The sequence below is a fragment of the Nitrosospira multiformis genome (genome assembly GCF_900110185.1).
Taxonomy (GTDB): domain Bacteria; phylum Pseudomonadota; class Gammaproteobacteria; order Burkholderiales; family Nitrosomonadaceae; genus Nitrosospira; species Nitrosospira multiformis_A.
Genome location: NZ_FOCT01000007.1, coordinates 1 through 26,710, shown reverse-complemented (window position 1 = coordinate 26,710; position 26,710 = coordinate 1). Strand labels below are relative to the sequence as shown.

At 54.2% G+C, this 26,710-nt stretch carries 16 protein-coding genes; 8 read left to right on the top strand and 8 right to left on the bottom strand.

Annotated features, from left to right (window positions below):
* Positions 1 to 3: 3 nt before the first annotated feature.
* Entirely contained in the window at positions 4 to 3,570 is a 3,567-nt protein-coding gene (gene smc / locus BMY01_RS09305; protein WP_074746521.1) for a chromosome segregation protein SMC, read from the bottom strand.
* Between the two features lie 143 nt (positions 3,571 to 3,713).
* Between smc and queF the strand changes: the two genes are divergently transcribed.
* Positions 3,714 to 4,133 (top strand): preQ(1) synthase, encoded by a 420-nt coding sequence (queF, locus tag BMY01_RS09300; RefSeq protein ID WP_074746519.1) that lies wholly within the window; start codon positions 3,714 to 3,716, stop codon positions 4,131 to 4,133.
* 380 nt (positions 4,134 to 4,513) lie between these two features.
* Here the strand turns inward: queF and BMY01_RS17395 are convergent, their stop codons facing one another.
* Both BMY01_RS17395 and BMY01_RS09290 read right to left on the bottom strand, forming a co-directional pair.
* A complete protein-coding gene (locus BMY01_RS17395; RefSeq protein ID WP_074746517.1) occupies positions 4,514 to 5,629 on the bottom strand; it encodes a PEP-CTERM sorting domain-containing protein in 1,116 nt (371 codons plus the stop codon).
* 258 nt (positions 5,630 to 5,887) lie between these two features.
* Positions 5,888 to 6,211: an SMR family transporter gene (locus BMY01_RS09290; RefSeq protein ID WP_074746515.1), complete on the bottom strand. Its 324-nt coding sequence runs from the start codon at positions 6,209 to 6,211 to the stop codon at positions 5,888 to 5,890.
* A gap of 342 nt (positions 6,212 to 6,553) precedes the next feature.
* Between BMY01_RS09290 and BMY01_RS09280 the strand changes: the two genes are divergently transcribed.
* From BMY01_RS09280 to BMY01_RS09265, 4 genes are all read left to right on the top strand, one after another.
* Complete coding sequence (locus BMY01_RS09280) at positions 6,554 to 7,717, top strand: DUF1207 domain-containing protein (RefSeq protein WP_081353870.1); 1,164 nt, start codon at positions 6,554 to 6,556, stop codon at positions 7,715 to 7,717.
* A gap of 72 nt (positions 7,718 to 7,789) precedes the next feature.
* The gene (recJ, locus tag BMY01_RS09275; protein WP_074746511.1) at positions 7,790 to 9,631 is read left to right on the top strand and encodes a single-stranded-DNA-specific exonuclease RecJ; all 1,842 of its coding nucleotides are present in this window, start codon (positions 7,790 to 7,792) and stop codon (positions 9,629 to 9,631) included.
* Between the two features lie 226 nt (positions 9,632 to 9,857).
* A complete protein-coding gene (gene mfd / locus BMY01_RS09270; protein WP_074746508.1) occupies positions 9,858 to 13,322 on the top strand; it encodes a transcription-repair coupling factor in 3,465 nt (1,154 codons plus the stop codon).
* Positions 13,323 to 13,511: 189 nt separating this feature from the next.
* Positions 13,512 to 15,218 (top strand): sensor domain-containing diguanylate cyclase, encoded by a 1,707-nt coding sequence (locus BMY01_RS09265; RefSeq protein WP_081353863.1) that lies wholly within the window; start codon positions 13,512 to 13,514, stop codon positions 15,216 to 15,218.
* 3 nt (positions 15,219 to 15,221) lie between these two features.
* Here BMY01_RS09265 and BMY01_RS09260 read toward each other — a convergent pair whose 3' ends face one another.
* On the bottom strand, positions 15,222 to 16,085 hold the full coding sequence (locus tag BMY01_RS09260) for an SH3 domain-containing protein (protein WP_074746506.1): 864 nt from the start codon (positions 16,083 to 16,085) through the stop codon (positions 15,222 to 15,224).
* A 505-nt stretch (positions 16,086 to 16,590) separates the two neighbouring features.
* On the opposite strand from BMY01_RS09260, the gene serB reads away from it, so the two are divergent.
* A complete protein-coding gene (serB, locus tag BMY01_RS09255) occupies positions 16,591 to 17,421 on the top strand; it encodes a phosphoserine phosphatase SerB (RefSeq protein WP_074746784.1) in 831 nt (276 codons plus the stop codon).
* Between the two features lie 46 nt (positions 17,422 to 17,467).
* Here the strand turns inward: serB and BMY01_RS09250 are convergent, their stop codons facing one another.
* The 3 genes from BMY01_RS09250 to BMY01_RS09240 all read right to left on the bottom strand — a co-directional run bounded on the left by BMY01_RS09250 (position 17,468) and on the right by BMY01_RS09240 (position 23,080).
* Positions 17,468 to 20,125, bottom strand: a complete 2,658-nt coding sequence (locus tag BMY01_RS09250) for a TonB-dependent receptor (RefSeq protein WP_074746504.1) — start codon at positions 20,123 to 20,125, stop codon at positions 17,468 to 17,470.
* A gap of 120 nt (positions 20,126 to 20,245) precedes the next feature.
* Positions 20,246 to 21,469 (bottom strand): sialidase/neuraminidase family protein, encoded by a 1,224-nt coding sequence (locus tag BMY01_RS09245; protein WP_074746502.1) that lies wholly within the window; start codon positions 21,467 to 21,469, stop codon positions 20,246 to 20,248.
* A 342-nt stretch (positions 21,470 to 21,811) separates the two neighbouring features.
* Positions 21,812 to 23,080 (bottom strand): dicarboxylate/amino acid:cation symporter, encoded by a 1,269-nt coding sequence (locus BMY01_RS09240; RefSeq protein ID WP_074746500.1) that lies wholly within the window; start codon positions 23,078 to 23,080, stop codon positions 21,812 to 21,814.
* 410 nt (positions 23,081 to 23,490) lie between these two features.
* Here BMY01_RS09240 and BMY01_RS09235 point away from each other — a divergent pair, with 410 nt between their 5' ends.
* Both BMY01_RS09235 and BMY01_RS09230 read left to right on the top strand, forming a co-directional pair.
* Positions 23,491 to 24,312: an MraY family glycosyltransferase gene (locus BMY01_RS09235; protein WP_254772684.1), complete on the top strand. Its 822-nt coding sequence runs from the start codon at positions 23,491 to 23,493 to the stop codon at positions 24,310 to 24,312.
* 1 nt (position 24,313) lies between these two features.
* Positions 24,314 to 26,326 (top strand): polysaccharide biosynthesis protein, encoded by a 2,013-nt coding sequence (locus BMY01_RS09230; RefSeq protein WP_074746498.1) that lies wholly within the window; start codon positions 24,314 to 24,316, stop codon positions 26,324 to 26,326.
* A 91-nt stretch (positions 26,327 to 26,417) separates the two neighbouring features.
* Here the strand turns inward: BMY01_RS09230 and BMY01_RS09225 are convergent.
* Positions 26,418 to 26,710, bottom strand: a 293-nt coding sequence (locus tag BMY01_RS09225) for an EAL domain-containing protein (RefSeq protein ID WP_139176839.1), incomplete at its 5' end; no start/stop codon positions are given.

Sequence of the window (26,710 nt, the reverse complement as noted above, 5' to 3'; positions counted from 1 at the left end):
GCTTCACGTTGCCAAAGCTGTATTGCCCAGTCTTACAGCCTCCTCCATTTCTACCGCCACCACGCGCGATACACCTTTCTCCTGCATGGTAACCCCTATTAATTGCTGCGCCATTTCCATGGTTATTTTATTATGACTGATAAATACAAACTGGGTTTGACGCGACATCTTCCGCACAAGATTGCAGAAACGTTCAGTATTGCTGTCGTCCAGGGGAGCGTCCACCTCATCCAGCATACAAAAGGGCGCCGGGTTGAGTTGAAATAGAGAGAATACAAACGCCAGCGCGGTCAGCGCCTTTTCGCCACCGGATAACAAATGAATCGAACTGTTTTTCTTGCCAGGCGGTTGAGCGACAATCTGTACGCCCGCATCCAGGATTTCTTCCCCCCTCAGCATCAGCTTCGCATGCCCCCCCCCGAATATGGTGGGGAACATGTCGCCCAGATGAGCATTGACCTTCTCGACCGTTTCGAGCAGCCGCTCGCGGGTTTCACGATCTATGCGCCGTATTGCATTCCTGAGTGTTTCCGACGCCTCTTCCAGGTCCTGCGCCTGTGAATCGAGATAGGTCTTTCGAGTCTGGCAAGACTGCAATTCCTCGAGCGCGGCGGTATTGACCGACCCCAACGCGGTGATGTCGCCACGCAGCCGGTTCACCTCGCTCTGCAATGCGGCAGGACGTGTCTTTCCCAGAGAGTTTATCAATTCTTCTTCAGGAATTTCGCATCCCTGCAGTTGTTCGCCAAACTGATTCTCGGTAATTCGCGCCTCCTGCTCCTTGAGACGCATAAGGTTGATAGCCTCCCGCAACGGATGCAATTTTTGTTCGGAAGCCATTCGCTCCTGCTCTATCTGCCGCAATTCCGTAGCCAGGCCTTCGAGGGCATTACGCGCCTCCGCCAGTTTCTGTTCACGCTGCTCACGCAACGTCAGCCGTTCCTCCAGCATTCCGACCAACTGGCCTTCATCGAAACTGTCTTGCTCGACTTGCAATTTTTCCAGGTGAGCTTTGAGTTCACCCACGCTGCGCTCAATTCCCTCGATAGCATTTTCCGCTTCAGCAATTTTATGCTCACAGGTTTTTTCATGAAAGACAGCTTCCTGCATTTCCCTTGATGCATTCTGAGCCAGACGGCGTTGACTAATGAGCGACTCTTCAGCGGCATCTCGCGCGAGTTGTTCCGTTCGTACCTGCTCCTGCAGGAATTTGATCCGCACGCCATGCTCGGCAAGCCTTGCTTCGGCACCGCACTGACGGGAAACCTCTGCCTCTGCATGTTGCTCGATTTCCGCCAGATCGCTATCGATCTGTTTGCGCCTCTGCTCGCTGCGTTCGACCGTCTGTGTCAGCTTCAATGCCTGCATCTGCACATTATGGTGCAATTGCTGAAGCTGTTCATTCTCATGCCGCAGACTGGACAGAGATGACTCCAGATCGTAACACGTGTCTCCTGCGGTATCGAGCGCCGACTGCTCGACATCGAGCTTCGCTCTCAGCGCCTCCATTTCCACTTCAATCTGCCCGATCTCCCGCTGCCGTGCAAGCACGCCATGCAACTGCGAGTCAGGGGAGTAAAAGGTGAGGCTATGACAGGTAACCACACAACCTTCCCGTGTCACCAGCATTTCCCCCGGCGAGAGCAGGTTTCGCCGGGAGAGCCCTGCTTCAAGGCTATCAATCGCAAATATACCGCTCAGCCATTCATCCACTACAGATTTTACGCTCGTATCGCTGCAGGTCAGATAGGACCGCAATGCGACTCCTGCTTCCCCGTCTCTGGCAGGGTTGTCGACCCCCTCTTCAGCCTCTGCTACCTTTCCAGCCTTTTGTTGCAGCCTCGTCCCTGCCGGCTCGAACAGCGCACACTTCCCTGGCGGAGGATTAGCCCACTCGAGCGCCACCTCCAACTTCGCCACGCGTGTACCGTTCAAACGTTCGCGCAGGACAGCTTCAAGCGCGTCTTCCCACCCCTTCTCTATCTGTATGCCTTGCCACAACCGCGGTAGAGAATCGAGCCGATGCCTTACAAACCAGGTATTCAGTCCTTCACTGCTTTCAAGACGTCCCTGCAGGCGCTGTAACGCGCTCAGCCGCGCCTCAGCCTGTACAACCTGCTGTTCCAGCGCCTGCACGTTGCGCGCAAACTCGCGTTTGACTTCCTCGGCGTCAAGCAGCAGATTTTCTGTTTGCGCAAACTCCTCCTGCTTTTGTTTCAGATCGTGAGCAATCGCTTCCGCCTCGCGGGTCAGATCCGATAACTCCTCGATCTTTGATTCAGGCAAGGCGGCGTACTCAACCAGCAATCGCTTGCGGCGTATTTCGAGCTGCTGAAGTGCTTCTTCGGCATGGGCGCGATGACTCTTTTCGAGCTGCTCCGACTGCTCCGCCAGCAGCAGGTCACGCTGCACCTCGGCAAGCTTTTCCTGGCGCGTGCGAAAAGCGGTCTCGGCCAGCGGCAATTTTTCATTCTCCACCGTGGCTTTCTGTTTGCTCGCCTCGCTGTCCAACCGCGCCTGTTCGTACTCTTCGCGCCAGCGATTCAAGCTGTCCACCGAAGTATCAGCCTGCGTGGCATAATGCTCAAGCTGGTGCGTCGTTGCGACAATCTGCTGCGCGACGCGCTGGTAATTTTCCCGCACGTGCTGTATCTGCTGTTCAGTGTACGCCACTTCGGCATTGACTGCATACAGCTCGCCCTGAGCATTATGCAAAAGATCGCTCGCCGCAAAATGATCCGCGCGCTTTTCCTCAAGCTGCTTTTCGGCCCTGCGCAACGCCGCCGCCTCGGCTTCGAGGGTGGTTTGCAGCGATTGAATTTCCTTTTCCGCCAGTGCGCGTTGCGACGCGGCTTCCTGTTTGCGGGCAAACCACAGTAGATTTTGCGCCTTGTCCAATCGACTCTGCAAGTCCTCGAACCGGCGGGCTGTTTCCGCCTGCTGCCCAAGACGCACTAGTTGCTTTTCCAACTCCTGGCAAATATCGTTTACGCGCAGAAGGTTTTCGCGGGTATCCGCCAGGCGCGATTCCGTCTCACGCCGCCGCTCCCGGTATTTGGAAATACCGGCTGCTTCCTCCAGAAATACACGAAGCTCCTCCGGCTTGGCTTCGATGATGCGGGAAATCATTCCCTGCTCGATGATGGCGTAGCCGCGTCCCCCCAATCCGGTGCCAAGAAAAATATCGGCAATATCGCGGCGCCGCACATGAATATTATTGATGTAGTATGTGGATTCTCCGTCGCGCCTCAGTACGCGCTTGATGCAAATCTCCGCATAACTCGACCACTGCCCTGCTGCCTTGCCAAGGCTGTTGTCAAACGCCAACTCCACACTGGCCCTGCCCACAGGCTTGCGGGTCGTGGAGCCGTTAAAAATGACGTCCTGCATCGATTCACCGCGTAACGCGGAGGCTCTTGATTCCCCCAGAACCCAGCGGACAGCGTCGATGACATTGGATTTCCCGCACCCATTGGGGCCCACGACCCCCACCAGATCCCCTGGAAGGGGAATTTCCGTAGGATCAACAAAGGATTTGAAACCGGCGAGTTTGATGTGGGAGAGACGCAATTTGTCGTTTGCAAGCAGTTATAATGTGCAGCCGCAGAAGGTAACCTCCTGGATGAAGCTTCCGGTTCGGGAACATTTCGAATCATCCTGGGAAAAGCCTCCCAAGGGAGCTCATTCTAACCGATTTTGACAGAGATAAGAGAATGCCCAGCCACCCCGATAAAAACCTGGAAACCTTCCCCAATCCAACTCAGGAACGGGACTACCATATCCATATGGAAATTCCCGAGTTTACCTGCTTGTGCCCCAAAACCGGCCAGCCCGATTTCGCGACCCTGATTCTTGATTATATTCCTGACAAGAAGTGCGTCGAACTTAAAAGCCTCAAGCTCTATATCTGGTCTTTCCGTGACGAAAACGCTTTCCACGAAGCGGTAACAAACCGGATTGTCGATGACTTGGCCACCGCCCTCGAGCCCCGTTATCTACGTCTCACGGCTAAATTCTACGTGCGTGGCGGCATTTTCACCACGGTCGTTGCAGACCACCGTCAATCCGGCTGGACTCCCTTGCCCTCCGTAGACCTCTTCCGTTTCGATAGCCAACCCTCCACGCGCGGATGAGCCTGCCATCCGCGGCAGATGCAACCCTGTTCAACAGGTGACACCCGCCCGCCATGCCGGCCGGCAATCCACCTGAAGAAACATGCAGATGAAATAATCTGAAATAATCGCTGACGCCCTGTCGGGAGGTTGCACGAATGGCAAATATCGCCAGCACTGATGAGGTTTGAATGATGAAAGAAACGTTCTAGCCGATTTTATCCCGGCTAATCGGAATTCGACCTGGCATCAGAAAGCAGATTGACACCTTTTCGGCTTCCATGCCAGGTAAAAAGGATGAACCACAGCGACGGCATGGAAAAAGGGCGGAAAATCTCACGCGAAATAATCGCGTCTGCGGCAATATATGCTGCACCTCCTTTTATAGATTCCGGGCAGATTCAGTCGACAATCTTGCCCTGATTTCTACGCACGGCGCACAGCGCAGCCAGACCCAGTGCGAGAAGCGCTAGTGTAGCAGGTTCAGGGAGGAGCATTACTTCCGTTACTTCGCTTGGGGGCGGACCTTCCCCTTCCTCCGGGTTGTTCCAGTTCCCGGTATCGCCATTCCCGCCACTTCCGCCCTCTCCTCCGGTTCCTCCTCCCCCATTGCTGCCTTCGCCCGTTCCACCATTCTCATTACCCTGGTTGGACCCGGTCCCTTCGGTTCCGCCTGCATCGCCTTCACTGCCATTATCCGGGTCAGAATTATGACTGGCCGGCGGAGACATGCCGCCCCCATTGCCATTCTCGCCTGTACCTGGAGTGGCAGCGTTAGGGCCTCCCCCTGCTCCACCTCCCCCACCGCCCCCTCCCCCGATATAGGCGCCATCACCGGCATTGCTGTCGCGGGCATTTTTATTTCGAGCGATGATGGCGTTGGAGCCTCCCCCAGCCCTGCTCCCATTTCTATTCGCATTACCGCTTCCATCCGAACCACCCCCGAAGCCAATGCAGTCGCCATCCCTTAGCTCCAGCCTGTTTCTCCGAACCTCGCGCAGTTGCGCGCATACGTGCGGCGTATTTCTTGCCCGAGCTGCGTTGCCACTATTAGAATGGGGAGTAAACGGTGTAGTTTGTGAGTTGCCTGCGACGGGCTGCTGCCACTGTGCCTGCATGAACAGATCCGGAAGGGCGAGCATGTTTACCAGCCCTGCCTCATCATTGGTGAAACCTGCAATATTGATGCCGAAAGCTTCATCCCCTCTGAGCAGAGTGAGATATAAACCGGTTGATGGAGAAGCAAAATTTTCGAACGGGGAAAACATATCGAAATATCCTGAAGCCAACGGCAGAAGGAAGTTCGGCGACCCTTTCCAGGATGGATGACTTGAATGTTCCCCTGTACCCGCAGTACCATCCGCTTCCCCCCTGACCCAGGAAATATGATATTCGAATTGCGGGGCGGCAGATGCGACGGATTCGGACTGAAATAACGCGATCGCGTACGCATTTGCCCAAAGCGTAATCCCCGCACACATGCTCAACTGCCAGACAATTTTCCTGATACTCATCATTCGATCTCCGATCCCAAGTCCATTCTCACAATGCCCGGTTCGGTCTCGTATTCCGTTATTGCCGATTGGAGAGGCCGTAACAAGCCGGACGGGCAGGTGAATCGAATCGTAGCAACTCCCACTGCCAAAACAATTGGACATTGGTACACCGGGTGAAGAAAGCGGCGATAAAATGGACGAACGGGGAAATGGAGAATTAGGGTCTGTATTTCTTTCCGGAGTTTCCTGCGGGATTTCCTTCCCGGACCAGAATATCCATCAGTGAATGGTGGATCTGGAAAATACGTTCAGGATAACCACGCCGGCAACAATGAGCGCGAGACCCAGGATAGCGGGACCATCGAGCGCTTGCCCGAGAAAGAGCCAGGCGACAAGCGATATGAGGACGATGCCGGCGCCGGACCAGATAGCGTATGCGATTCCCACAGACAGGGTGCGCAAGGCAAGGGAGAGAAAGAAGAAAGCAACAGCATAGCCCGCCACGACAACTACTGATGGCCAGAACTGCGTGAAACCATTACTCGATTTCAGGGCTGAGGTTGCCACCACCTCACTGACAATTGCAACAGACAGGAAAACCATTGCATACCGGGCATCCTCAAGCTATTTCAAAAAAGCGCAATGAGGACAATCCATCTCAATGCGCGATGTGTGCGCAATCAAACCGACTTGTCAGGAGTTCTCCACTAGCATTCCACGGTCCTCGCGGTTCGCGGACTTCTCCAGCGAGCGCGGAGTCTACGGGCGGCAACACGAACACTATTTTAAAATGGAACCCGAAGTCTTTTTACTTCCCGGTCTTTTAGCACATTATTTCTTATACACCGCTCTGGCGGGCAAAGAGCCCGTCGCGAAGCACACAAAGCAGCAGAAAGGCTAAATGTCACATTCTGTTCTCGATTGAATATCAAAAAAGGGGAAACCGTGCGTTATCTGAATATCATCGCAGTCATGTTGTTTTTTACCTCAACTGTCCATGCTGCGGTAATGGAGGATGCCTATATCGCCGGTTACGCGGCAGGTGTCCTGAAACATGGTTTTGGAATGGAGATTCCGACTCTGGTGGTGAAAGATGGCATCATTACCATAAGCGAGGATAAACTGAAGTCCGAGAACCGTGCGCAGGTTGTTCAGGCACTGTCGAAAATCCCGGGCGTGGCCGGGGTCGCCATAGCGGAAGAAAGTGTCAGCAGGACTGCGGAGCGCGAGGCATTCAAGCCTATTCAACACCCTTCCGCCACCTCTCGGGAGTCTGGAGCGGCAACGACCGAGACCGAAGCAGGCGTACCCGCGGCGGGTCCCACCGTTCTGGCAACCGGAATGCTGCCCGAAGGACATTTGTTCAAGCCTTTACTGGCCGATCCGCGCTGGGCGCATTTCTCCGCCGCATATCGCAACTATGTCGGAAACAATATTGACGGAAATAACAATGCCGCTGTCAGCTTTGGTGAAACCATTCCCTTCTATCGCGCGAATTTCGGACAATCCACTGTACAGTGGGAAGCAGGTCTTCAAGCTGCCGTCTTCAGCGATTTCAATCTCGGCGCGCCTTCGGCCGATCTCATCAATAGCGATTTCATAGCATCCGCTTATGGAAGCGTGCGGGCAGGCCACTTTTCTGCTTTCGGTCGTATCTATCATCAAAGCTCTCATCTTGGAGACGAACTGTTGCTGCGCAGGTTAACCACCCTGGAGCGGATCAACCTTAGCTATGAGGGAGCCGATCTCAGGCTGTCGTATGAGCTCCCGTACGGGCTGAGGGTTTACGGCGGCGGAGGGGGGATCTTTCACAAGGAACCTTCGAACATCAAGCCCTGGTCCATACAATATGGCGTCGAGTTTCGCAGCCCATGGCGTATCGCGTTTTTACCGCTGCGACCGATCGTGGCGGTTGACCTCAAGAACCATCAGCAGAACGACTGGAATGCCGATGTATCCGCGCGGGCAGGCGTTCAGCTGGATCACTTCCGGGCATTCGGCCGCAACCTTCAGTTCCTGGTTGAATATTTTCACGGAAACTCCCCGACGGGCCAGTTTTTCAGGCAGCGGGTGGACTATCTCGGTATTGGAGCGCACTATCATTTCTGACCGGCTCATTACTGTAAAAAAATCGGAAAGTGTAAAGCGTTATACTGCGCGTGTCTGAGCTTCTATCCTGACATGCCCAATATCATCATCCGCAATTACCCTCACCAGACTTTTGATACACTGATCCGGCACGGTTTCCACCCCGTCCTGGCCCGTGTCTATTCTGCACGCGGTATCGAAGAGCCAGGCCAGCTTGAGATCGATTGGTCCCGGCTGATCCCCTTTGCACGCCTGAAGAATGCAACGGCAATGGCGCAATTTCTGGCCACGGCGATTGCACTCCGCAAGCGCCTGCTGATCGTAGCCGATTATGATTCGGATGGTGCCACGGCTTGTGCCGTAGGAATACGCGCTTTGAGGAAATTCGGCGCCCAGGTCGACTACCTCGTCCCCAATCGCTTCGAGTACGGCTATGGTCTTACCCCGGAGATCGTACGAGTGGCTGCCGCCGGCGTTCCTCGCCCGGATATTCTGATTACGGTCGATAATGGCATCGCCAGCGTGGAAGGCGTTGCCGAGGCTAGTCGCCTCGGAATGCAGGTTCTCGTCACTGATCATCATCTTCCAGGCGATACGCTGCCTGAGGCGGTCTTCATCGTCAATCCCAATCAGCCTGGCTGTGATTTTCCCAGCAAACACCTCTCCGGTGTGGGCGTCATGTTCTATGTCATGCTCGCGTTGCGGGCCGAGTTGCGGGCAAAAGGCATGTTTGCGTCTCCGCAGCAGGAACCAAACCTGGGAAGCCTGCTGGATCTGGTTGCGCTAGGCACCGTGGCGGATGTTGTGAAGCTCGACGACAACAATCGGCTCCTGGTACAGCAGGGTTTGAAACGCATTCGCAAGGGAAGCGGATGCGCGGGCATCAATGCTCTGATCAACATCGCCTGCCGGAATTTCAGGCAAACCTCCGCCTACGAGTTGGGTTTCATGATTGGACCGAGACTGAACGCGGCAGGACGGCTGGACGATATGTCCCTGGGCATCGAGTGCCTCATTACCGATGACCCCTCGCGCGCTGCCCAGCTTGCGCTGCAACTGGACACATTCAATCGCAAGCGGCAGGAAATTGAATCCGACATGCGGGATAGTGCGCTGAACATGCTGGAGAATATCTTTTCTGGTAGGAGTGGTTTGCAGGACCCGTCCACCCTGCGGCCATCGGATATGCCCCAGGGGTCAGGCGTATTCCACTCAAATGATTCCGCGCAAGACGCGACGAACACCTATGCCTTGACCCTGTTCGATTCTGGCTGGCACCAAGGGGTAATCGGCATACTGGCGTCGCGCATAAAGGATAAATTTCATCGCCCGGTTATCACATTTGCACCGGGAGGCCAGGATGAGCTGAAAGGGTCGGGGCGGTCCATACCGGGCTTCCACTTGAGAGATGCGCTGGATCTGGTTTCCAAACGCTGTCCTGGGCTTTTGCTTAAATTCGGGGGTCACTCCGCGGCAGCTGGTCTGACCATTCGTACATGCGATTTCGAAAAATTCCGTGACGCCTTCGAGCAAACTGCCAGGGAATTGCTGGGGCCGGCGGATCTCAAACGAGTCATCGAAACCGACGGGGATCTGGATGAATCCGAAATAACTCTGGAACTGGCGGAACAACTGGTGCGGCAGGTATGGGGACAGGGATTCCCGCAACCTGCATTTCGCAGCCGCTTTCATGTGGAAGATCAGCGGGTCGTCGGACAAAAACACCTTAAATTAAAATTAAGAAAGGCGCGGTCCGAAACCGGAACCTGCCCGCCGGAGAAATCAGTCTTTCTTTATGACGCCATACTGTTCCTCCACGACGGCCCTCTTCCCGCGGTAATAGATGCCGTTTATCGGTTACAGGTAAATGACTTCAAGGGTGACGTTTCCCTGCAATTTGTCCTGGAGCATTGGTCAGAAGCAACCATGATGTAATCACGAATCCTCGCTCATTTCGTACGCCCGCGTTTACCCAGAATATCCGCTCCATGACTGACATATAATATTCGACCGGCTAGCATGATGCCGCGAGCCGGTCGAATCCCGTTGGGAGATTGTCCAGTTCCTGTTTAATTACAATCCATCAACTTTTCGCACCCGGCGTTCACCTATTGTTACCTGCTGTCATTTATTAAAACCACCTGACTCAAATTAAAACAGAATGGCGTTCAAGCTGACCATTCCCTCATCCGGATCGACTATTCGCCACGGTCACTTTGACGGATCTTCCGACTCGCTTGCCCTCGCCCAACTGGCGCTGGAAGCGAAAGCAAAGCCCGTTGCCGTTATTACGGCAAGCGCTTTGGCCGCCCAAAGACTGCTGGAGGAAATACCTTTTTTTGCACCGGAGCTGAGAACCCGGCTGCTGCCGGATTGGGAAACGTTGCCCTACGATACTTTCTCGCCGCATCAGGACCTCGTTTCCGAAAGACTGGCAACGCTCTACCAACTCATGAATGGCGCCTGCGACATATTGATTGTTCCTGTCACCACGGCCCTGTACCGCATGCCACCGCCCGAGTACCTGGCGGCACACACTTTCTTTCTCGCTCGCGGCGAAACCCTGGACCTGAACGGGTTGCGCAGCCAAATGACCCTGGCTGGCTACAGCCATGTGACCCAGGTACTTTCACCGGGGGAATACAGCGTACGTGGTGGGCTGATCGACCTGTTTCCGATGGGAAGCCCGCTGCCCTATAGGATCGACCTGCTCGATAACGAAATCGAAACCATCCGCACCTTTGACGTCGATACCCAGAGAAGCGTTTATCCGGTCACCGAGATACGATTACTGCCGGCGCGCGAGTTTCCTCTCGATGAAGAAGGCCGTACCCGCTTTCGAGGCAGATTCCGTGAAAAATTCGAGGGAGATCCCTCCAGGAGCCTCATTTACAAGGATATCAGCAAGGGTGGCACTCCCGCGGGTATCGAGTACTATTTGCCTCTTTTTTTTGAGCATACTGCCACACTGTTCGATTATTTGCCGCAAACAGCGCTGTTGTGCCTGCATCATGAACTTTATCAAACGGTAGAGAGTTTCTGGCATGACACTCAGGCGCGCTATCAGCTTCTGCGGGGCGATAGCGACCGGCCGCTGCTGAAACCCGCAGAGTTGTTCCTTACCACGGAAGCATTCTTCGGCGCGTTGAAACCCTACCCGCGCATTGAGATTCCGTCGGAAGAACTGGCGACGAAAACCGGTGGAGTCGAGGTGCAAGGTTTCAGCATTCCTTTGCCCCCGCTCCAGGTCGACCGTCGCGCCGTGAATCCGGCGGAAAAACTTTCTGCCTTTATTGCTGAATTCGAATCCTCCGGAGGGGGAAGAACGTTGCTCCTTGCCGAAAGTCTGGGCAGGCGTGAGTTGATTGCCGATCATTTGAAGCAATACAGGCTCAATCCGGACATATGCGACAACTATGCGCAATTTCGCGCAGGCACTAAACCCTTCGTACTCGGTGTGGGGCCGTTGCACAATGGTTTCATATACCCGGAGAAAGGAATAGCCTTTGTAACCGAGAGCGAGCTCTATGCCAGACACCTGCACGGCCGGGGTGAACGGGATTCGCGCAAAACCAGCGCGGCCGATGCCGTTCTGCGCGACCTGTCCGAGATCAAGGCGGGCGATCCGGTCGTACATGAACAACACGGCATAGGCCGTTATCTCGGGCTCGTCAGCATGGATCTGGGAGAAGGCGAAACGGAGTTTCTGTCGCTGGAATACGCCGGCGGCGACAAGTTGTACGTACCCGTCTCGCAACTGCATCTTATCGGACGATACAGCGGCGCTTCACCGGAATCCGCCCCCCTGCATAAACTGGGCAGCGGCCAGTGGGATAAGGCAAAGCGCAAGGCGATGCAGCAGGTACGCGATACCGCGGCGGAACTGCTCAACATCTATGCCCAGCGTGCCGCCCGTGTTGGCCACGCATTTCGGCTGAAAGAGCAGGATTACGAGGCCTTCGTCGAAGGTTTCGGATTCGAGGAAACGCCGGATCAGGCGACCGCCATCGCTGCGGTAATCGACGACCTGACCTCTGCCCGCCCCATGGACAGGCTCATCTGCGGAGATGTGGGTTTTGGCAAAACGGAAGTGGCGCTAAGGGCGGCTTTTGTCGCTGTCGCGGATGGCAGGCAGGTCGCGGTACTGGTTCCTACCACGCTGCTGGCGGAACAGCATTTCCAGAATTTTTCGGATCGTTTCGGTCTGATTGCGGAAGAATGGCCGGTTAAAATTGCCGAGCTGTCACGTTTCCGTTCAGGCAAGGAGCAGGCCCAGGCGCTGGCGGGCCTCGCGGACGGGCAGATAGACATCGTGATCGGTACACATAAGCTGATCCAGAAAGGCGTCAGATTCAAAAACCTGGGACTGGTCATTATCGACGAGGAGCACCGTTTTGGTGTGCGCCACAAGGAACAGTTGAAAAGCCTTCGCTCCGAAGTGGATGTCCTGACGCTTACCGCCACGCCTATTCCACGCACACTGGCCTTGTCATTGGAGGGATTGCGCGATTTCTCCGTCATTGCAACGGCGCCGCAACGGCGGCTGGCCATCAAAACCTTTGTAAACCGTTTTTCCGAAGGAATCATTCGCGAAGCCTGCCTGCGGGAATTGAAGCGGGGGGGGCAGATATATTTTTTACATAACGAGGTGAGTACCATCCAGACGATGCATGACAAGCTCGCCCGCCTGCTGCCCGAAGCGCGAATAGGCATCGCCCATGGACAAATGCGGGAACGCGAGCTGGAACATGTGATGAAAGATTTCTACCAGCAGCGGTTTAATCTGCTGCTCTGTACAACCATCATCGAAACCGGCATCGATGTACCCACTGCCAATACCATTATCATCCATCGGGCGGATAAATTCGGGCTGGCGCAACTGCATCAATTGCGTGGGCGGGTAGGACGCTCCCATCATCAGGCGTACGCCTACCTGCTGGTACCGGAGGAGGAGGCATTGGGGACTCAGGCCAGGAAGCGCCTGGAGGCTATTCAGTCCATGGAAGAACTCGGGGCCGGCTTCTACCTCGCCATGCACGATCTCGAGATTCGCGGCGCTGGCGAAGTTCTTGGGGAATCCCAAAGCGGCGAGATGCAGGAAATCGGCTTCAGCCTCTACGCCAGCATGTTGGATGCGGCCGTGCGATCACTGAAGGAAGGCAAAGAGCCCGACATGCAACACCCCCTGGGGGTTGCCACGGAAATCAACTTGCATGTTCCCGCGTTGCTGCCTGAAGATTATTGCAGTGATATACATGAGCGGCTGATCCTGTACAAACGCATGGCCAATTGCACCAGCGATGAGCAACTGGATGAAATGCAGATTGAATTGACGGATCGCTTCGGCCTATTACCGGATCCGGTCAAGGCATTGCTCGATTGCCACCGTTTACGTATCGCTGCAGCGCCGCTGGGAATCATTCGTGTTGAGGCAAGCAGCGAATCCATTCAGGTTCAATTTACGCCCAATCCCCCCGTGGATGCGGCAAGGATTGTCGCCCTTCTTCAGCGCAGCCGCGACTACCAGCTTTCCGGACCTGATCGATTGAAAATAAAAACGTGTATCGCGGAGGCGAGAGAACGGGTCAGGCGGATAATGGACTTGTTTACCGAATTGAGCACATAAGATAGGGCGGAAAGTGACGCATTCTCAGTAGATGGAGGCGGGAACGGGGTATATAGAATTGCGCGTCGTTCCCGGGGACATTGATTTAGCCATCTGCAGCCCTCATTTCAATCGCTGTTTTTCGGAATAATTCTGCTGAATTTTTGACAGTATTTGTCCATTAAGTAACCTTTATCGGAACTCCGTCCAATGGCGCTTCTAAAGAGCATTAAAAGCAAACTCGTGGTGTTCGCCACCATGACTACGCTGATCCCGTGGCTGGCGCTCGGATTAAAGAGTATTAAGAGCAAACTCGTAGTGTTCGCCACCATCGCTACGCTGATCCCGTCGCTGGGGCTCGGATTATTGACATTCAGGCAGAGTGAAGCGCAGATCAACGCCAACGTCACGCGCGAGCTTCGCGCGCTCACGGATTATGCGGGCCGGGAAATAGAATTCTGGCTCGACAAGCGCGCGCATGAAGCGCACGTTGCCGCCGCATCCGGGGCTGTCATCGAGGCATTGTCCGCATCTTATCAGCGCCGCGCGGATATGTCGGCCAAATATCCGGGAGCCCTCGCGCGTTACCTGCAGTCTGTTCAGGGAAAACTCGATGCGATAATGGAATTGACCGTGATGAACGCATCCGGAAAAATTATCGCCAGCAGCGCCGAAAAACCCGCGGGAGCAACACTCCCCGATGAGTGGCCGCAAAACTCGGTCACGGAAGGTCTTGTGATCGCACCCCCTCACTGGAACGAGCAGTACAGCACTGCGACACTCAGCGTCGCGGTTCCGGTATTGTCATATGACAACGTATTGATGGGTGCCCTGGTAGCCGTGCTTGACCTGCGCAACCTGCAGCCCCATTTGAAGAGTTCTTCGACATCACCGCCGGGCGAGGTATTTCTGCTGGATCCGAATGGTCGTGTTCTCATCGGCACCCTGCCGGGAGAAACTATAGTGCAACTCGATGCCTCCTCGTTGCGGGATCTTCTCGCACGACCCGGCGAATCCCTGTTTTTCGAGGGATTGACACGCCGTGAAGTAATTGGTCTGGCCGATGTATCCCGTGAATTTCCCCTTACCATTCTGGCGGAGCGCGACCGAGCCGCCGTCTATGGCGACTGGATCGAACTGCGTAATATGCTCCTGATACTGGTCGGCACGCTGGTTCTAATCGTAGCCGCGGCGGCATTCCAGATGGGGCGCTCGATCGTCGTGCCGTTGCAACGTCTTATGCGTGCGGCGGATCGGATCGCAGATGGCGACCTGGAAGTGCGGCTCTCCGCAACGCGAAATGACGAGATCGGTCACCTCACGAAGGTATTTGATCAGATGGCAGACAGATTGCGCCGGAACCACGCCGAAATCATGGCTGCGCATGAAGCCATGCAGCAACAAAACCGGATGCTTGAAAAACTCTCGATTACCGATAGCCTCACCGGCCTCTATAATCGCAACAAGCTCGATGCCATCCTGGCCGATCAACTCGCGCGATTCAGACGCACGCAACGGCCCTTTGCCCTGCTAATGCTGGATATCGACCACTTCAAGACACTCAATGACACATACGGCCATATTACCGGCGACAAAATCCTGGCCAAGGTTGCGCAAATCCTTCTCCAGTCAATCCGCAGTATTGATTATGCAGCGCGCTACGGTGGCGATGAATTTGTCATCATCCTGGTCGAAACCTACATCGATCAGGTTGTCAAAACCGCTGAGCGCATCCGCGCCCATGTGGAAAACCTGACCTACCCGGCCGGAAAATCGATGATATCAATCACGGTAAGTATCGGCGCCGTGGAGTGCCGACCCGACGACAGCACAACGACAGCAGTATTCTCCCGCGCCGACAATGCACTTTACGAAGCCAAGCGCGCCGGCCGCAATCGGGCATACTTCTCCCGCTAAATCCTATTTGACAACCATATCGATTCCTTTGGCCACCTGCGCCTCCACCAGCGTACTTAATATCCATCCCGATCGGCCATCTGCGGTAAGAATTTGCAACCACTCTCCTCTATAGGCCTCTGCCGTCATTGCTGACTCTTTTTTCAGCACTCCCAGAATCGGGGCCCTCAACCCTGGCTTTTCACGCAGATTACTGTTGGCACTGGCGCGCAGGGAAATGGGCACCTGGAAGAGGACAGTGACCTGATGCGCGTCCGGAACCTTGCGCGTACGGTTGTTCTTCATCATGTTGATGAATTCACGCGCCTGCGAGGCGTAATCCATTGCAGCGGCATAATTGTCCCCCTCATATGCGGAAACCGCCGCGTCCAGCAACCGCTGCGCCTGGTTCTGCAGAATCAGTTCGGAACCCGTAATAGAGGAAGATTTCAGGTTTTCCATAACCATTTCAACCTCTGCAATGGTAGAGGCAGCGGCAGGGCGGGTGGCCAGCCGCCTGAGCCTAACTTGAGCATGCGCGGCGCGGTTGCTGGTTTCCTGCAACGCCTTCTGCTGATCCTGCTGCCGCACTTCCTGACTGCGAATATAGGCCTCTTTCTCTGCCAGCAGCTTCTGCAAGCGTTGAATTTCCTGCTGCTGTGCCTCCCTTTCCGCACGCAGATTACTGCAGCCGAATTCAAACTGTGCCATTTCACGGGCAAGGGGGAAATTTCCTGTAGGCTCGGGTGCGGGTGAATGCACTTTCTGGATATGGCTGCACGCGGCAATATTCATACCAATAAGCACGAATACGGCTTGAGCGGATATTTTCTCCAGCCACATTTTCAGATATCTGTAAAGTCTGAGGGCCTGTCTGAGTAATTGCACGATTTTTCAACTCCGATTCTTATATAGAAATACTTTGGATGATTATTATTACCCGACGTCAGGCGCACGTCTGAAAGAACCGATTGTGCGATCCCGGTTAACATACTCAATGATCGCTCGGAACTGGAAGAAGCTGATATTGGAAGAAGCTGATATCAGAATTAGGATTATATAGCCCTGTAAAGCACGCTTCTTCGAGAATGAGGCCGGATTCACATCATTATTCGAGAGATGGCGAGCGGATTTAGATGAAGAGAGGATTACATATGGAAGTTACTGGAGATTAATGGCAAAATGCTAAGTTTATAAAAATATCCGCTTCCGCTAAAAACACTCGCTTCTTTCAACATTGCAGCGGTAACTCCATTGCTTACCGCCACCCGCATAAGGAGCAATGCTCTAACTGCTCCACGCCCCTTCGCAGGAAACGCCAATGCGGCACAGAGTTTCTTCGGCTTTCCTTGCACGGCTGTCGGACATTCTTGACAATATTGGAACAATAAACATGAACCTCATCATACAAGGACTCGAAATCCAGAACAGCGATTTAAGGGAACTGGCGAAACTGGTCGACGCAAACCATGTCGAACGTATCACCGGGCAAGCCTTCCGGCTTAAAAATGCAGCCCGGCGGGAAGAGGTGGCCGCATATTGTGCTGAAGCGGAACTTGATTTTGCTTTCGTCGACCCATCGGCTCGGCTATCCGATTTTGGCCTGGTTGCGATGGATATGGATTCGACCCTGCTCGCGATCGAATCCATTGATGAGATCGCGGATATGCAGGGCGTAAAGGCGCAGGTCGCGGAAATCACCCAGAGGACCATGCGTGGGGAAATCGTCTTTGCAGAAAGCCTGCGGCTCCGAACGGCATTGCTGGAGGGACTGGATGAAGACGCTCTGCAGCGGGTATATGACGAACGGGTTCGATTGAGCCCCGGAGCGGAAAAGATGCTGCAACGCATGAAATCCGCCGGTCTCAAAACCATGGTCATTTCCGGTGGTTTCACTTTTTTTACTGACAGAGTAAAAACCAGGCTGGATCTCGATTATGCTGCGGCCAATCGTTTTGAGGTCTCAAACGGCAAACTGACAGGCAAGGTGTTGGGAGATATCATCGGGGCGACCGGAAAAGGGGAAGTGCTGAAAAAAGTGCGCGAAGAACTGGGACTGAAGCGGGAGCAGGTCATTGCTATCGGCGATGGTGCCAATGATCTCAAAATGATGGAGGAGGCAGGGGTCAGCATTGCTTATCATGCAAAACCTGTGGTACAGGCGAAAGCTACTTACGCGCTCAACCATGTCGGGCTCGATGGCGTAGTCAATCTGTTCCTGTGAATGATGCGAGGAGTAGCCGGAACCGGTCCAATTCCAGCCGATCTCCCTAATAACTGAACGCAGCCTCGACTAGGTATGTACGTTGCGGATAGGGATGAAACACCCAAGCCTTATCGTTGTTGAGGTTGCTGATGCCAAATGAAAAGCGGCTTTTCAGACCGTTCTGGAACTTGTGGCGATAGCTGGTCTTGAAGTCCATGAAGAAAAAATCGCTCTGGGAACCGAATACGTTGTTTACATGATCCCGGTTGTCGGGATCGTTGAACGAGTCGCTCGTATATCGGCCTGAGAGAGAGATATCCCATGCCTCAGTCATATGATAAGTGCCGAAAAAATTGGCTCGCCAGTGCGGCAAGCGGATGATCTGCTTACCGGTTAGATTAAAGTCAGCGGGTACGCCGGTAGATGTAGTGAAATCCACGATCGGTCCTTTTTCCACTTTCGCATTCATCCAGGTGCCGTTGAACATGAAATCAAATTTCGAGTCCAGAATCCGCCTTTGATCGTAGATCAGTTCCACTCCGGTCGTGCTGACCTCCCCGATATTCTGAAATGCACTGGTAGTAATTACGCCCGAGACAGTTCTAACCTGTTGGATAGCATCCTTTATATCGTCGCGAAAGGCGTTCACCCGGATGTAACCCTTCGGTAATCGATATTCGACCATGAAGTTGTGGTGCACACCATTTTCGGGCTTGAGATCCGCATTGGCGATAAGAATACTGGTGGGCGATCTAACCGATTGAAACATCTCCGCTATAACGGGGAATCGATGAGCTCTACCAAACGAGTATCGGATTTTCCACGGCCCAGGCTCATAACCTAGTGAAACTTTGGGGGAAACAGCAAATTCATTGCGATTCGGTAGCTGTGTACTTGTAGGGTTGCGTGTTATTGGGTCAATACCTCCTACAATTCCATTCATGGCTGACCACCATTCCCAGCGCGCGCCTACTGTAACATCCCAAAGCGGCAAGAATCGAATGGCAGATTGACCAAAGAATGCGTGTGTTGAAGTTTGTCCGTCGTTGTTGCGATCAGGTTGCAACGCCCCACGAGCAAGGGTAGCGTAATCCGTGAGGGAATATTGCCGAAAGCTGAGATGGTAATGATCAAAGTGATATCCTCCCAATAACGATATCTTTTCGTTACCTAGCAGGGCGGGGGTAGCCAGCTTGAGATCATAATTCAGCCAGTTGAATTTGCGGAAATCCTGCAGCTGTCCGGCCCCGCTATTGGCCGGATCACCCTGATTGAAAAAGGCTGAGGCCCGGATATCCTTCAAGACATCGAAATAACTGATGGTCGTATCGATATTCCAGTCGGGGGTCAGGGCGCCGCGAAGCGACAAACCCAGATTCAGCGTCTCGCGTTTGTCCTGGCTCCCGCCGAAACCGCTCTGCACCACATCGAAGCGAGTTCCATCCAGTGACGCATCGCCCAAGGCGTTCTCAGGGTTAGCACAGGGAGTACCGGGCGCGCAGGCGGGAGCAGGACCACCCCAGAACAGATTCCCGTTCGCATCGCGCAAATAATTGCGCGGACGATTCTGATTGCGAGTTCGATCTTCATACGCCACTGTAAAGAGCGCCTGAAGGTCGGAAGTAATGTCATACCCGAATTTACCCTTGAACAGATGAGTATTCACCTTTTCAGGTCCGGTATCGCCATAAATGACGCTGGGCGTCCCGCGCGTATCCGGGGTTCGAATGCCACCGCTTACCGAAGTTCCTCCGGGAGTATCGAATAATCCGGTGTTGTCGATGAAATAAGACTGCGGATGGCTCTGCGCTTCCAGCCGGTTGTAGGCAAGAAATACCGTAAACTTGTCCTGAATCCGATTACCGTACGAGACATACTGCCGGTCGCCTATGAACGTCCCTTTGTCCGGCCCATAAATCTTGAACGGCTGAATGAAAAGACTGCTCTCGACGTAGAATTCCTGCTTGTGCGGCATACGAGTTTTTATGTTGACGACGCCGCCAATCGAGTTGCCGCTGTACTCGGCCGAAAAGGGGCCATACACGACATCGACGGAATCGATCTCGTTCGGTCCTACCAGCGACCAGCGCGGCGCACCGTTGTAAGATGCCTGCAGGAAGTTGTGCAAAGGCAAACCGTCGGCATAAACCATGTTGCGCGCAGTCGAAAACATGTCCGCACCGCGAATGCCCAGAACGCCGTTGGGATCGCCCACGTAGCGCTGGCGGATTTGCAGGCTGGGCATGTACTTGAGCACTTCTTCCGTAGTCTGTGCATTCTGCCGCTCGATCTGAGCCCGCGTCACGCGTGTCGAGGGGGAAGTAAAGTGCGTATCCCGCTCCGTCTCGCCAGTGACAACCATTTCCTTGAAGACGGTTTCTTTTTGAACCACTGGCGTATCATCTTTCTTCCCCTTGCTGCCCTTGTTCTCCTTATCCTCTCTATCTTTATCCGGTTTGCCGCTGCCACCGGTTTCATCGATCTGCGGTTGATCGGGTGTCGTTGCGGCTGTCGTTTCCGCCACCAGCGTTCCCGAACGTGTCTCACTTTCCACTGGTGAAACGGGTGCTTCTGCCTGCGTCAGGTTCATGGATGAACTATTGACCGGTAGACGAGCCGGGATGCTTTTCTGGGAAAACTGTTTTGGCTGCTCTATCTCTTGAATCGCCCACGTTGACGGGACGCAAAGCAGACCTACCAGAGCAAAAGGAATCCGTTTCATGACCTGAATTATCTTTCTCGATTGATTTTATTATTGATAAGCACAGCCATGCCGGATGCTTGCACTCGTTTTCCGCGCCACGCATCCGCCGCTCATTGTCTATCCAGAAGGGAATTTAGGCTAACCGGAATATCGGGCGGTCACCCGCTCGATCGGTAAAACACGCAGACCTTCCTTTGCGGTATTCCAGACGATCAGAACTTTCCTGTTATCGATCAGCGGCACAGGGTAGTCGGTCGCGCCAGCGGATTCCATCAAGCGCATCGGCTCACTCCAGGATTCGCCACTATCATTCGAGTACATCATCTTTGCGGAATAAGCGTTTCCATCGAATTCGCGCCAGGTAAGAATGACGGTTTCTCCATCAGCAACCACTGAAGCATGATTTGCCTGCGCATTCACGTTGCCTATCGGCTTGGGTTTCGATTCCCAATTGCCATCGATCCGCTTATAGAACAATCCCTGGTCTGCCGTGCCATTTGTGAACCAGACGAGATGTAACTGCCCTCTTCGGTCCGTCGCAAGGCTTCCTCCATTGTGCGGACACGCATCGATCTGCCATTCGTCACGATTTACCCTTTTTATGCCGCCCTTATCGAGATTGACCACGGCAAAATCACGGGTATTGGCGCCAAAAATATTCCGCAGTAAAACGACGGGTCCGTCCCTGCTCCAGGTAAGCGCCGTCCGACAGCATTCGCACGTGTGCTCCTGGATTCTTCGATTCCGGCCAAAACTCTCGCCATTGTTGAACGATTGCGTGGTATAGAGCGATACACCCCGGTACTCTTCTCCTTTTTCCCTTGCTGCATCCCGATCCCTCGCATCCAGCCAGGCAACCATCACCCTCCCATCCCCGTCGATTGCCAGAGAGTCGAAGCGGTGACTGGTTACGCGACCATCGTCATTGAGGGTAATGGGTTTTGAAAACGTCCGGCCCGAGTCGGTTGAACGTGAAAACCTCACATTGCCGGAATATTTCTGTGGAAGAACCTGCGTCCAGGTTACAAGTACGCTACCGTCACGCGCAATCTCGATCTTAGGACGGTTCTCGCCATCGATGGATATGCTTTCCGGTTCAGGTGTTACGACTACGGGTTCGGAAAAACTGCTCCCCCCGTCTTCCGACCAGGAAACCAGCAAGCGCTGGTCGACAACTTTCGCCAGCCATAATCGCCCATCCTGATCCAGGGTCACTCCCACCGCCAGCGCAGTCTTGGCGGATTTTGCGGAATGCATTGCCGGATGATGATGGGTTTCACCGGTCGAATGCGGCTCTGCTGCACCCGCAGCTGCGGAAACAAGCGCCAGAAAAAATCCGGCAAAACCGGGGATGGAAAACATCGAGTTCCTCATGGAATAGCGACACAAGAATAATCGATTTCGGAAAGGGTGGGAATGTGACAAATTGTCGCACCTGAAGAGCTTCGATCATTTTCGAAATGAAGGCCTTGCAACCTCCGCTACAGGTGTTGCCAGCAAAATCGGGAATGATCGGAGTCACGCGATGAAGAGGCGTAATCCACGCAACCTATGTAAAGAACTTCGGTGAAAAACATCGCGAAGAAGACCGGTAAAGCCATATTGAGCTGACATCGGGCGTCTGGGTGTCACCACAGTCCAATCTGTCCTCCGAGAAAGTAGCCGGGAAACCCGCCACCCCCTCTTCGAGCCTCTTAATACCTCTTACCCTTCGGAATCGCTTCTGGAACCCCGCATGGACTCCCTCCTCACCCATTTCTGCACGACGAGACTCCCCACCATGTCCCCCTCGACATTGACCGCGGTGCGGAATGTATCCAGTAAGCGGTCAACAGGCAGCAGAATGGCGATAGCCTCCGCCGGCAAGCCGACCGATTGCAGCACGACCACCATGGTGACCATTCCCGCGCTGGGTATGCCCGGCGCCCCCATGGCAGCCAGCATCGCAGTCAAAAACACGATCATCTGCTGTGCGAGATTAAGTTCTATCCCGATGAGGTTGGCAACGAACAATGCTGCCACGGCTTCGTACAAAGCAGTGCCATCCATATTCAACGTTGCACCCAACGGAATGACAAATCCGGCAATGTCGCGTTTGACGTGCAGGTGCTGTTCCACGCAGCGTAACGTGACGGGTAAGGTAGCTGAGCTGGAGCTGGTCGCAAAAGCTGTTATCAGTGCTTCGCGGCCACCGCGCCAGAATTTGAACGGCGTCATTCCCGTGACCAGATAAAGAATCAGCGGAAGCACTACTATTCCGTGCAGCAGAGTGGCTCCAATCACCACCATGATGAACTCTACCAACGTGGCAAGCAAAGCCACGTCCTGTGTGGCAGCGAGTTTTACCAGCAGCCCCATGATGCCGAGCGGAGCAAGGCGCATGATCCAGCCAACCAGCATCAGCATCAGCTCCAGCAGCTCCTGCAGCAGTATGAGGATGTTGGCGTAGCGCTCCCCGCCCACCACCATTGCAATGCCCAGCAAGAGCGCGAAAACGACCACTGCGAGCACATTCCCCTGAGCCAGGGCTGTCATGGGGTTCTGAAACAGCGAATGAAGCAGTTGCGCAATAAATTCCGTTAAAGGCATCTGCCCGGCCTGAAACTTCTGCATGTCATCCTGGAACATTGCAAGCTGCAATCCTTCTCCGGGACGGACAATGTTGGCGGCGCTCAAACCCAGCAGAACAGCCAGCGCCATCGAAAGCAGAAAGAAACCAAGGGTTGCTTTCCATACCTTATGCATCTGCTGGTGCACCCGCAAGTTGGCCACGCCCACTGCGATCGATGTGAACACGAGCGGAATGAGCACCATTTTCAGCAGGTCGATAAACAGTGTTCCAAGCAACTCGGCGCCATATAATCCGGCCTGGAAAGTGGCCGACTCTTCATCGAGCAGGGATAAACCCAGGCCCAGGAAGAGGCCGGCGAATACCCCCCACAATATTTGCGTATTGAGCGAGATTTTTTTCATTAATGTTTTTTACGATTTGCGCTGCTATGTGCGAACTCGTACAGACATTTTCAGAATCTTCTCCCGACAATGTCGAACCTGATCCGGGGCTGGAAGCGGACTGTGCAGAGCAAATGAGGTGCTAGCGAGGGAGGATCGAAAATCGTTATTATTGACCCCATTCTCCCCGAGCGAGGGACTGGCATGGACTGAAGTATGCACGCATGCGTCTCATAAGTCATCAAGGCTATAATCCGATCATGAATTCCGGCTCCTCGATTTCATATCTGATCCCCCCATTCATAGCGTTTGCCGTGTCGCTAGGGACAATTTCGTATCTGATCAAAGGGAATGTTCTCAAAATCCTGGACCAGCCGAACTCCCGATCGCTGCATACTCGTCCCGTTCCCCGCACAGGAGGCCTGGGGCTGATGTCTGGGATTTTCGTCTCGTGGACGTTTCTGCCGGTAAAACCACCGGTGTCGATATGGATTGCGGTTGTGCTGCTGGTAACGGTATCTTTCGCCGATGATGTCCGCAGTCTGCCCGTATGGCCAAGGCTTGCCATCTATACGGCCCTCGGAACCTGGGTTTCTGCCGTGACCCTTGCTGCCGCTCACGGCTGGATTGTCGCCCTGGCAGCCGCACTTGGCATTACCTGGATGCTCAACCTCTATAATTTCATGGATGGTTCGGATGGACTGGCAGGCGGCATGACGCTGATCGGTTTCAGTTGCTATGGAGCGACAGCATGGATTTCCGGAAACGAGACCTTTGCAATTGCCAACTTCTGCATTGCCGCAGCAGCAGCGGCTTTTCTGTTGTTTAACTTTCATCCCGCGCGCATTTTCATGGGAGACGCGGGCTCGATTCCGCTCGGGTTCCTTGCTGCGGCATTAGGTATGATGGGATGGATGAAGGGCTGCTGGCCCGCGTGGTTTCCCTTGCTCGTATTTTCGCCGTTTATCGTCGATGCTTCCGTCACCCTGATAAAACGCGGACTGCGAGGCGAAAAAATCTGGCGGGCGCATCGCGAGCATTATTACCAGCGCCTGGTGCGAAGCGGCCTGGGTCATCGCAATACGGCTCTGATCGGCTACGTTCTGATGTCAGCCACAGCCATCAGCGCCTTCTGGACGACTCGGCAACACACGACTGTTCAGTTCGGAATGGTGATTACGTGGATCGGAATTTATCTGATCATGATGCGCCTTTGCGATCGCCGTCTGGGGCATGGCACAGACGGTTCATAGCATGCCAGCACCCAAACTCAACATAAGAACAGTTATTGCATTCGGGCATGATGTTGTAGCTGCCGCCGTCGCCTGGTCACTGGCTTATCTGTTCCGCTTCAATTTCGAGATACCCTTCGTTTATCTGGCATCTTTAGAAGAGATCCTGCCTTGGGTGGTCCCGATACACGCGGCGGCCTTCTTATTCTTTGGGCTGTATCGTGGACTCTGGCATTACGCAAGCCTGCCTGATCTCCGGCGCATCCTGTTTGCCGTATCCGCCTCGGCCGCAGCCGTCCCATTGGTGCTATACATGTTGCAGATACTGGTCGGTGTCCCCAGAACGGTGCTGATACTGGCTCCCATCCTGCTGCTGTTCATCATGGGAAGCAGTCGTCTCGCTTACCGGTTCTGGAAAGAACACCGGCTCTACGGCCGCAGTAAAACGGGCGGCAATCTCGTCCTGGTGATAGGAGCAAGTGATGCTGCTGTCGGGCTGGTAAAAGAGCTGGCGCGCAATGTGGAATGGCGAGTCGCAGGTTTCCTTGACGACGATCCGGCTAAGCGGGGGCTGATGCTGCACGGATTCAAAGTACTGGGCCGCATCAACGATCTGCCGGGGATAGCCCGGAAACTGGGTGTTGCGCATGCCATTATCGCCCTCACCTCCTCTGCTTCAGATCGCCGCAAATCCTATCGCACCCACTCTGATCGCCGCCGTCCCGACCGCCTCCTGCGCGACCGCCGTCGAGCCTTGCAACTGTGCGCGACGGCAGGGGTAAAGGCCTTGATCGTCCCTTCCTATAACGACCTGGTGAGCGGCAACATCAAGGTGTCACAAATCCGGACGGTCGAGCCGGAAGATTTGCTGGGGCGGGATCCCGTTGTGCTGGATAACGATGGACTGCACGATTTACTGACGGGAAAAACGGTATTGGTTACAGGCGCGGGTGGTTCGATCGGATCGGAGTTATGCCGGCAGATCGCTAAATTTACACCGGCTCAACTGGTGCTGTTTGAATTGAATGAATTTGCGCTGTACAGCATAGAACAGGAATTCCAGGCCGATTTTCCAGAGATTCCCATGATATTCGCCATTGGCGATGTCAAGGATGAAGCGCGATTATCACAAGTATTCCTGCAATACCGGCCGGCTATCGTGTTTCATGCGGCCGCCTACAAACATGTGCCCCTGATGGAACAGGAAAATGCATGGCAGGCTGTGCTGAACAACGTGCGTGGAACCTATGTCCTGGCGCAAACCGCCATCCAGTACGGGGTGGAGAAATTCGTCCTGATTTCGACCGATAAGGCCGTCAACCCGACCAATGTCATGGGTGCGAGCAAACGCTTGGCTGAAATGGTATGTCAGGCGTTACAGCAGTCGATTGCATCTCCTGACAGTCCTGCCGAAAACGCCTCCGGCAAAATTGTTCTGGGCAGCAGGCTCGAAAGGAGGCAGGAGCCACGATTCGTCATGGTGCGTTTCGGTAATGTGCTGGGCAGCGCGGGCAGCGTAATTCCCAAGTTCAGGGAGCAGATTGAAAAAGGGGGGCCGATAACGGTAACACACTCGGAAATCACCCGTTATTTCATGTCCATACCTGAAGCAGCGCAGTTGGTTCTACAGGCGGGTTTGATGGGCGGAAAGCGGCGTGGAGGCGAAATTTTCGTGCTGGATATGGGCGAACCGATCAAAATCGCCGATCTTGCACGAGATCTGATTCGTCTTTCCGGATTGAGCGAGGATGAAATAAAAATTGTTTACAATGGCTTGCGTCCTGGTGAAAAACTCTACGAAGAACTGTTGGCTGATGACGAAAATACGCTTCCCACACCTCACCCCAAATTGCGTATCGCGCAAGCGCGGCAGGTAGACAAAAAATGGCTGACGGCTCTGCTGGCATGGCTTGAGGAGCATCCGGTTCTGAGCGACGAAGAGGTCAAGCGGGAACTGCCCAGATGGGTTCCGGAATACTCGAGTGCGGAATCAATTATCCCCGTTTCCCAGGTTCGCCAGTCCCGTATCGCATAGGCGTTGCTTCTTGTTGCATTGCCTTTGCAGCTTTTGACACAAATGCTGAGTGGCGGTTGGAATGCCTGCGATTGCGCCGTTGTGCGAGCACCTAAAAACCTGGCTTCCTGCCTTTTAGCCAGGCTTCAAAATCATTTGGCATCATGGGCCTTGCATATAGATAACCTTGGCTTTCCGCGCAATTGATGTCTTGAAGAAAGCGGGCTTGCGCTTCCGTCTCTACACCTTCCGCCATTACACGTAAGCCAAGGCTGCGCCCCATTGCCACAGTGGCGCAAATAATAGCTTTGGCATCAGTGTCCTCGGGGAGATCACGAACGAAGCTTTGATCTATTTTTAGCCGGTCGATGGCAAATTGCCGCAAATAGGACAAACTGGAATAGC

What these genes read in the sequence shown, in the direction of transcription:
- queF (WP_074746519.1), top strand. Translation starts at nt 3,714, where the DNA reads ATGCCCAGCCACCCCGATAAAAACCTGGAAACCTTCCCCAATCCAACT.
- BMY01_RS17395 (WP_074746517.1), bottom strand. Translation starts at nt 5,629, where the DNA reads ATGATGAGTATCAGGAAAATTGTCTGGCAGTTGAGCATGTGTGCGGGG.
- BMY01_RS09290 (WP_074746515.1), bottom strand. Translation starts at nt 6,211, where the DNA reads ATGGTTTTCCTGTCTGTTGCAATTGTCAGTGAGGTGGTGGCAACCTCA.
- recJ (WP_074746511.1), top strand. Translation starts at nt 7,790, where the DNA reads ATGCCCAATATCATCATCCGCAATTACCCTCACCAGACTTTTGATACA.
- mfd (WP_074746508.1), top strand. Translation starts at nt 9,858, where the DNA reads ATGGCGTTCAAGCTGACCATTCCCTCATCCGGATCGACTATTCGCCAC.
- BMY01_RS09265 (WP_081353863.1), top strand. Translation starts at nt 13,512, where the DNA reads ATGGCGCTTCTAAAGAGCATTAAAAGCAAACTCGTGGTGTTCGCCACC.
- serB (WP_074746784.1), top strand. Translation starts at nt 16,591, where the DNA reads ATGAACCTCATCATACAAGGACTCGAAATCCAGAACAGCGATTTAAGG.
- BMY01_RS09250 (WP_074746504.1), bottom strand. Translation starts at nt 20,125, where the DNA reads ATGAAACGGATTCCTTTTGCTCTGGTAGGTCTGCTTTGCGTCCCGTCA.
- BMY01_RS09245 (WP_074746502.1), bottom strand. Translation starts at nt 21,469, where the DNA reads ATGTTTTCCATCCCCGGTTTTGCCGGATTTTTTCTGGCGCTTGTTTCC.
- BMY01_RS09240 (WP_074746500.1), bottom strand. Translation starts at nt 23,080, where the DNA reads ATGAAAAAAATCTCGCTCAATACGCAAATATTGTGGGGGGTATTCGCC.
- BMY01_RS09235 (WP_254772684.1), top strand. Translation starts at nt 23,491, where the DNA reads ATGTCTGGGATTTTCGTCTCGTGGACGTTTCTGCCGGTAAAACCACCG.
- BMY01_RS09230 (WP_074746498.1), top strand. Translation starts at nt 24,314, where the DNA reads ATGCCAGCACCCAAACTCAACATAAGAACAGTTATTGCATTCGGGCAT.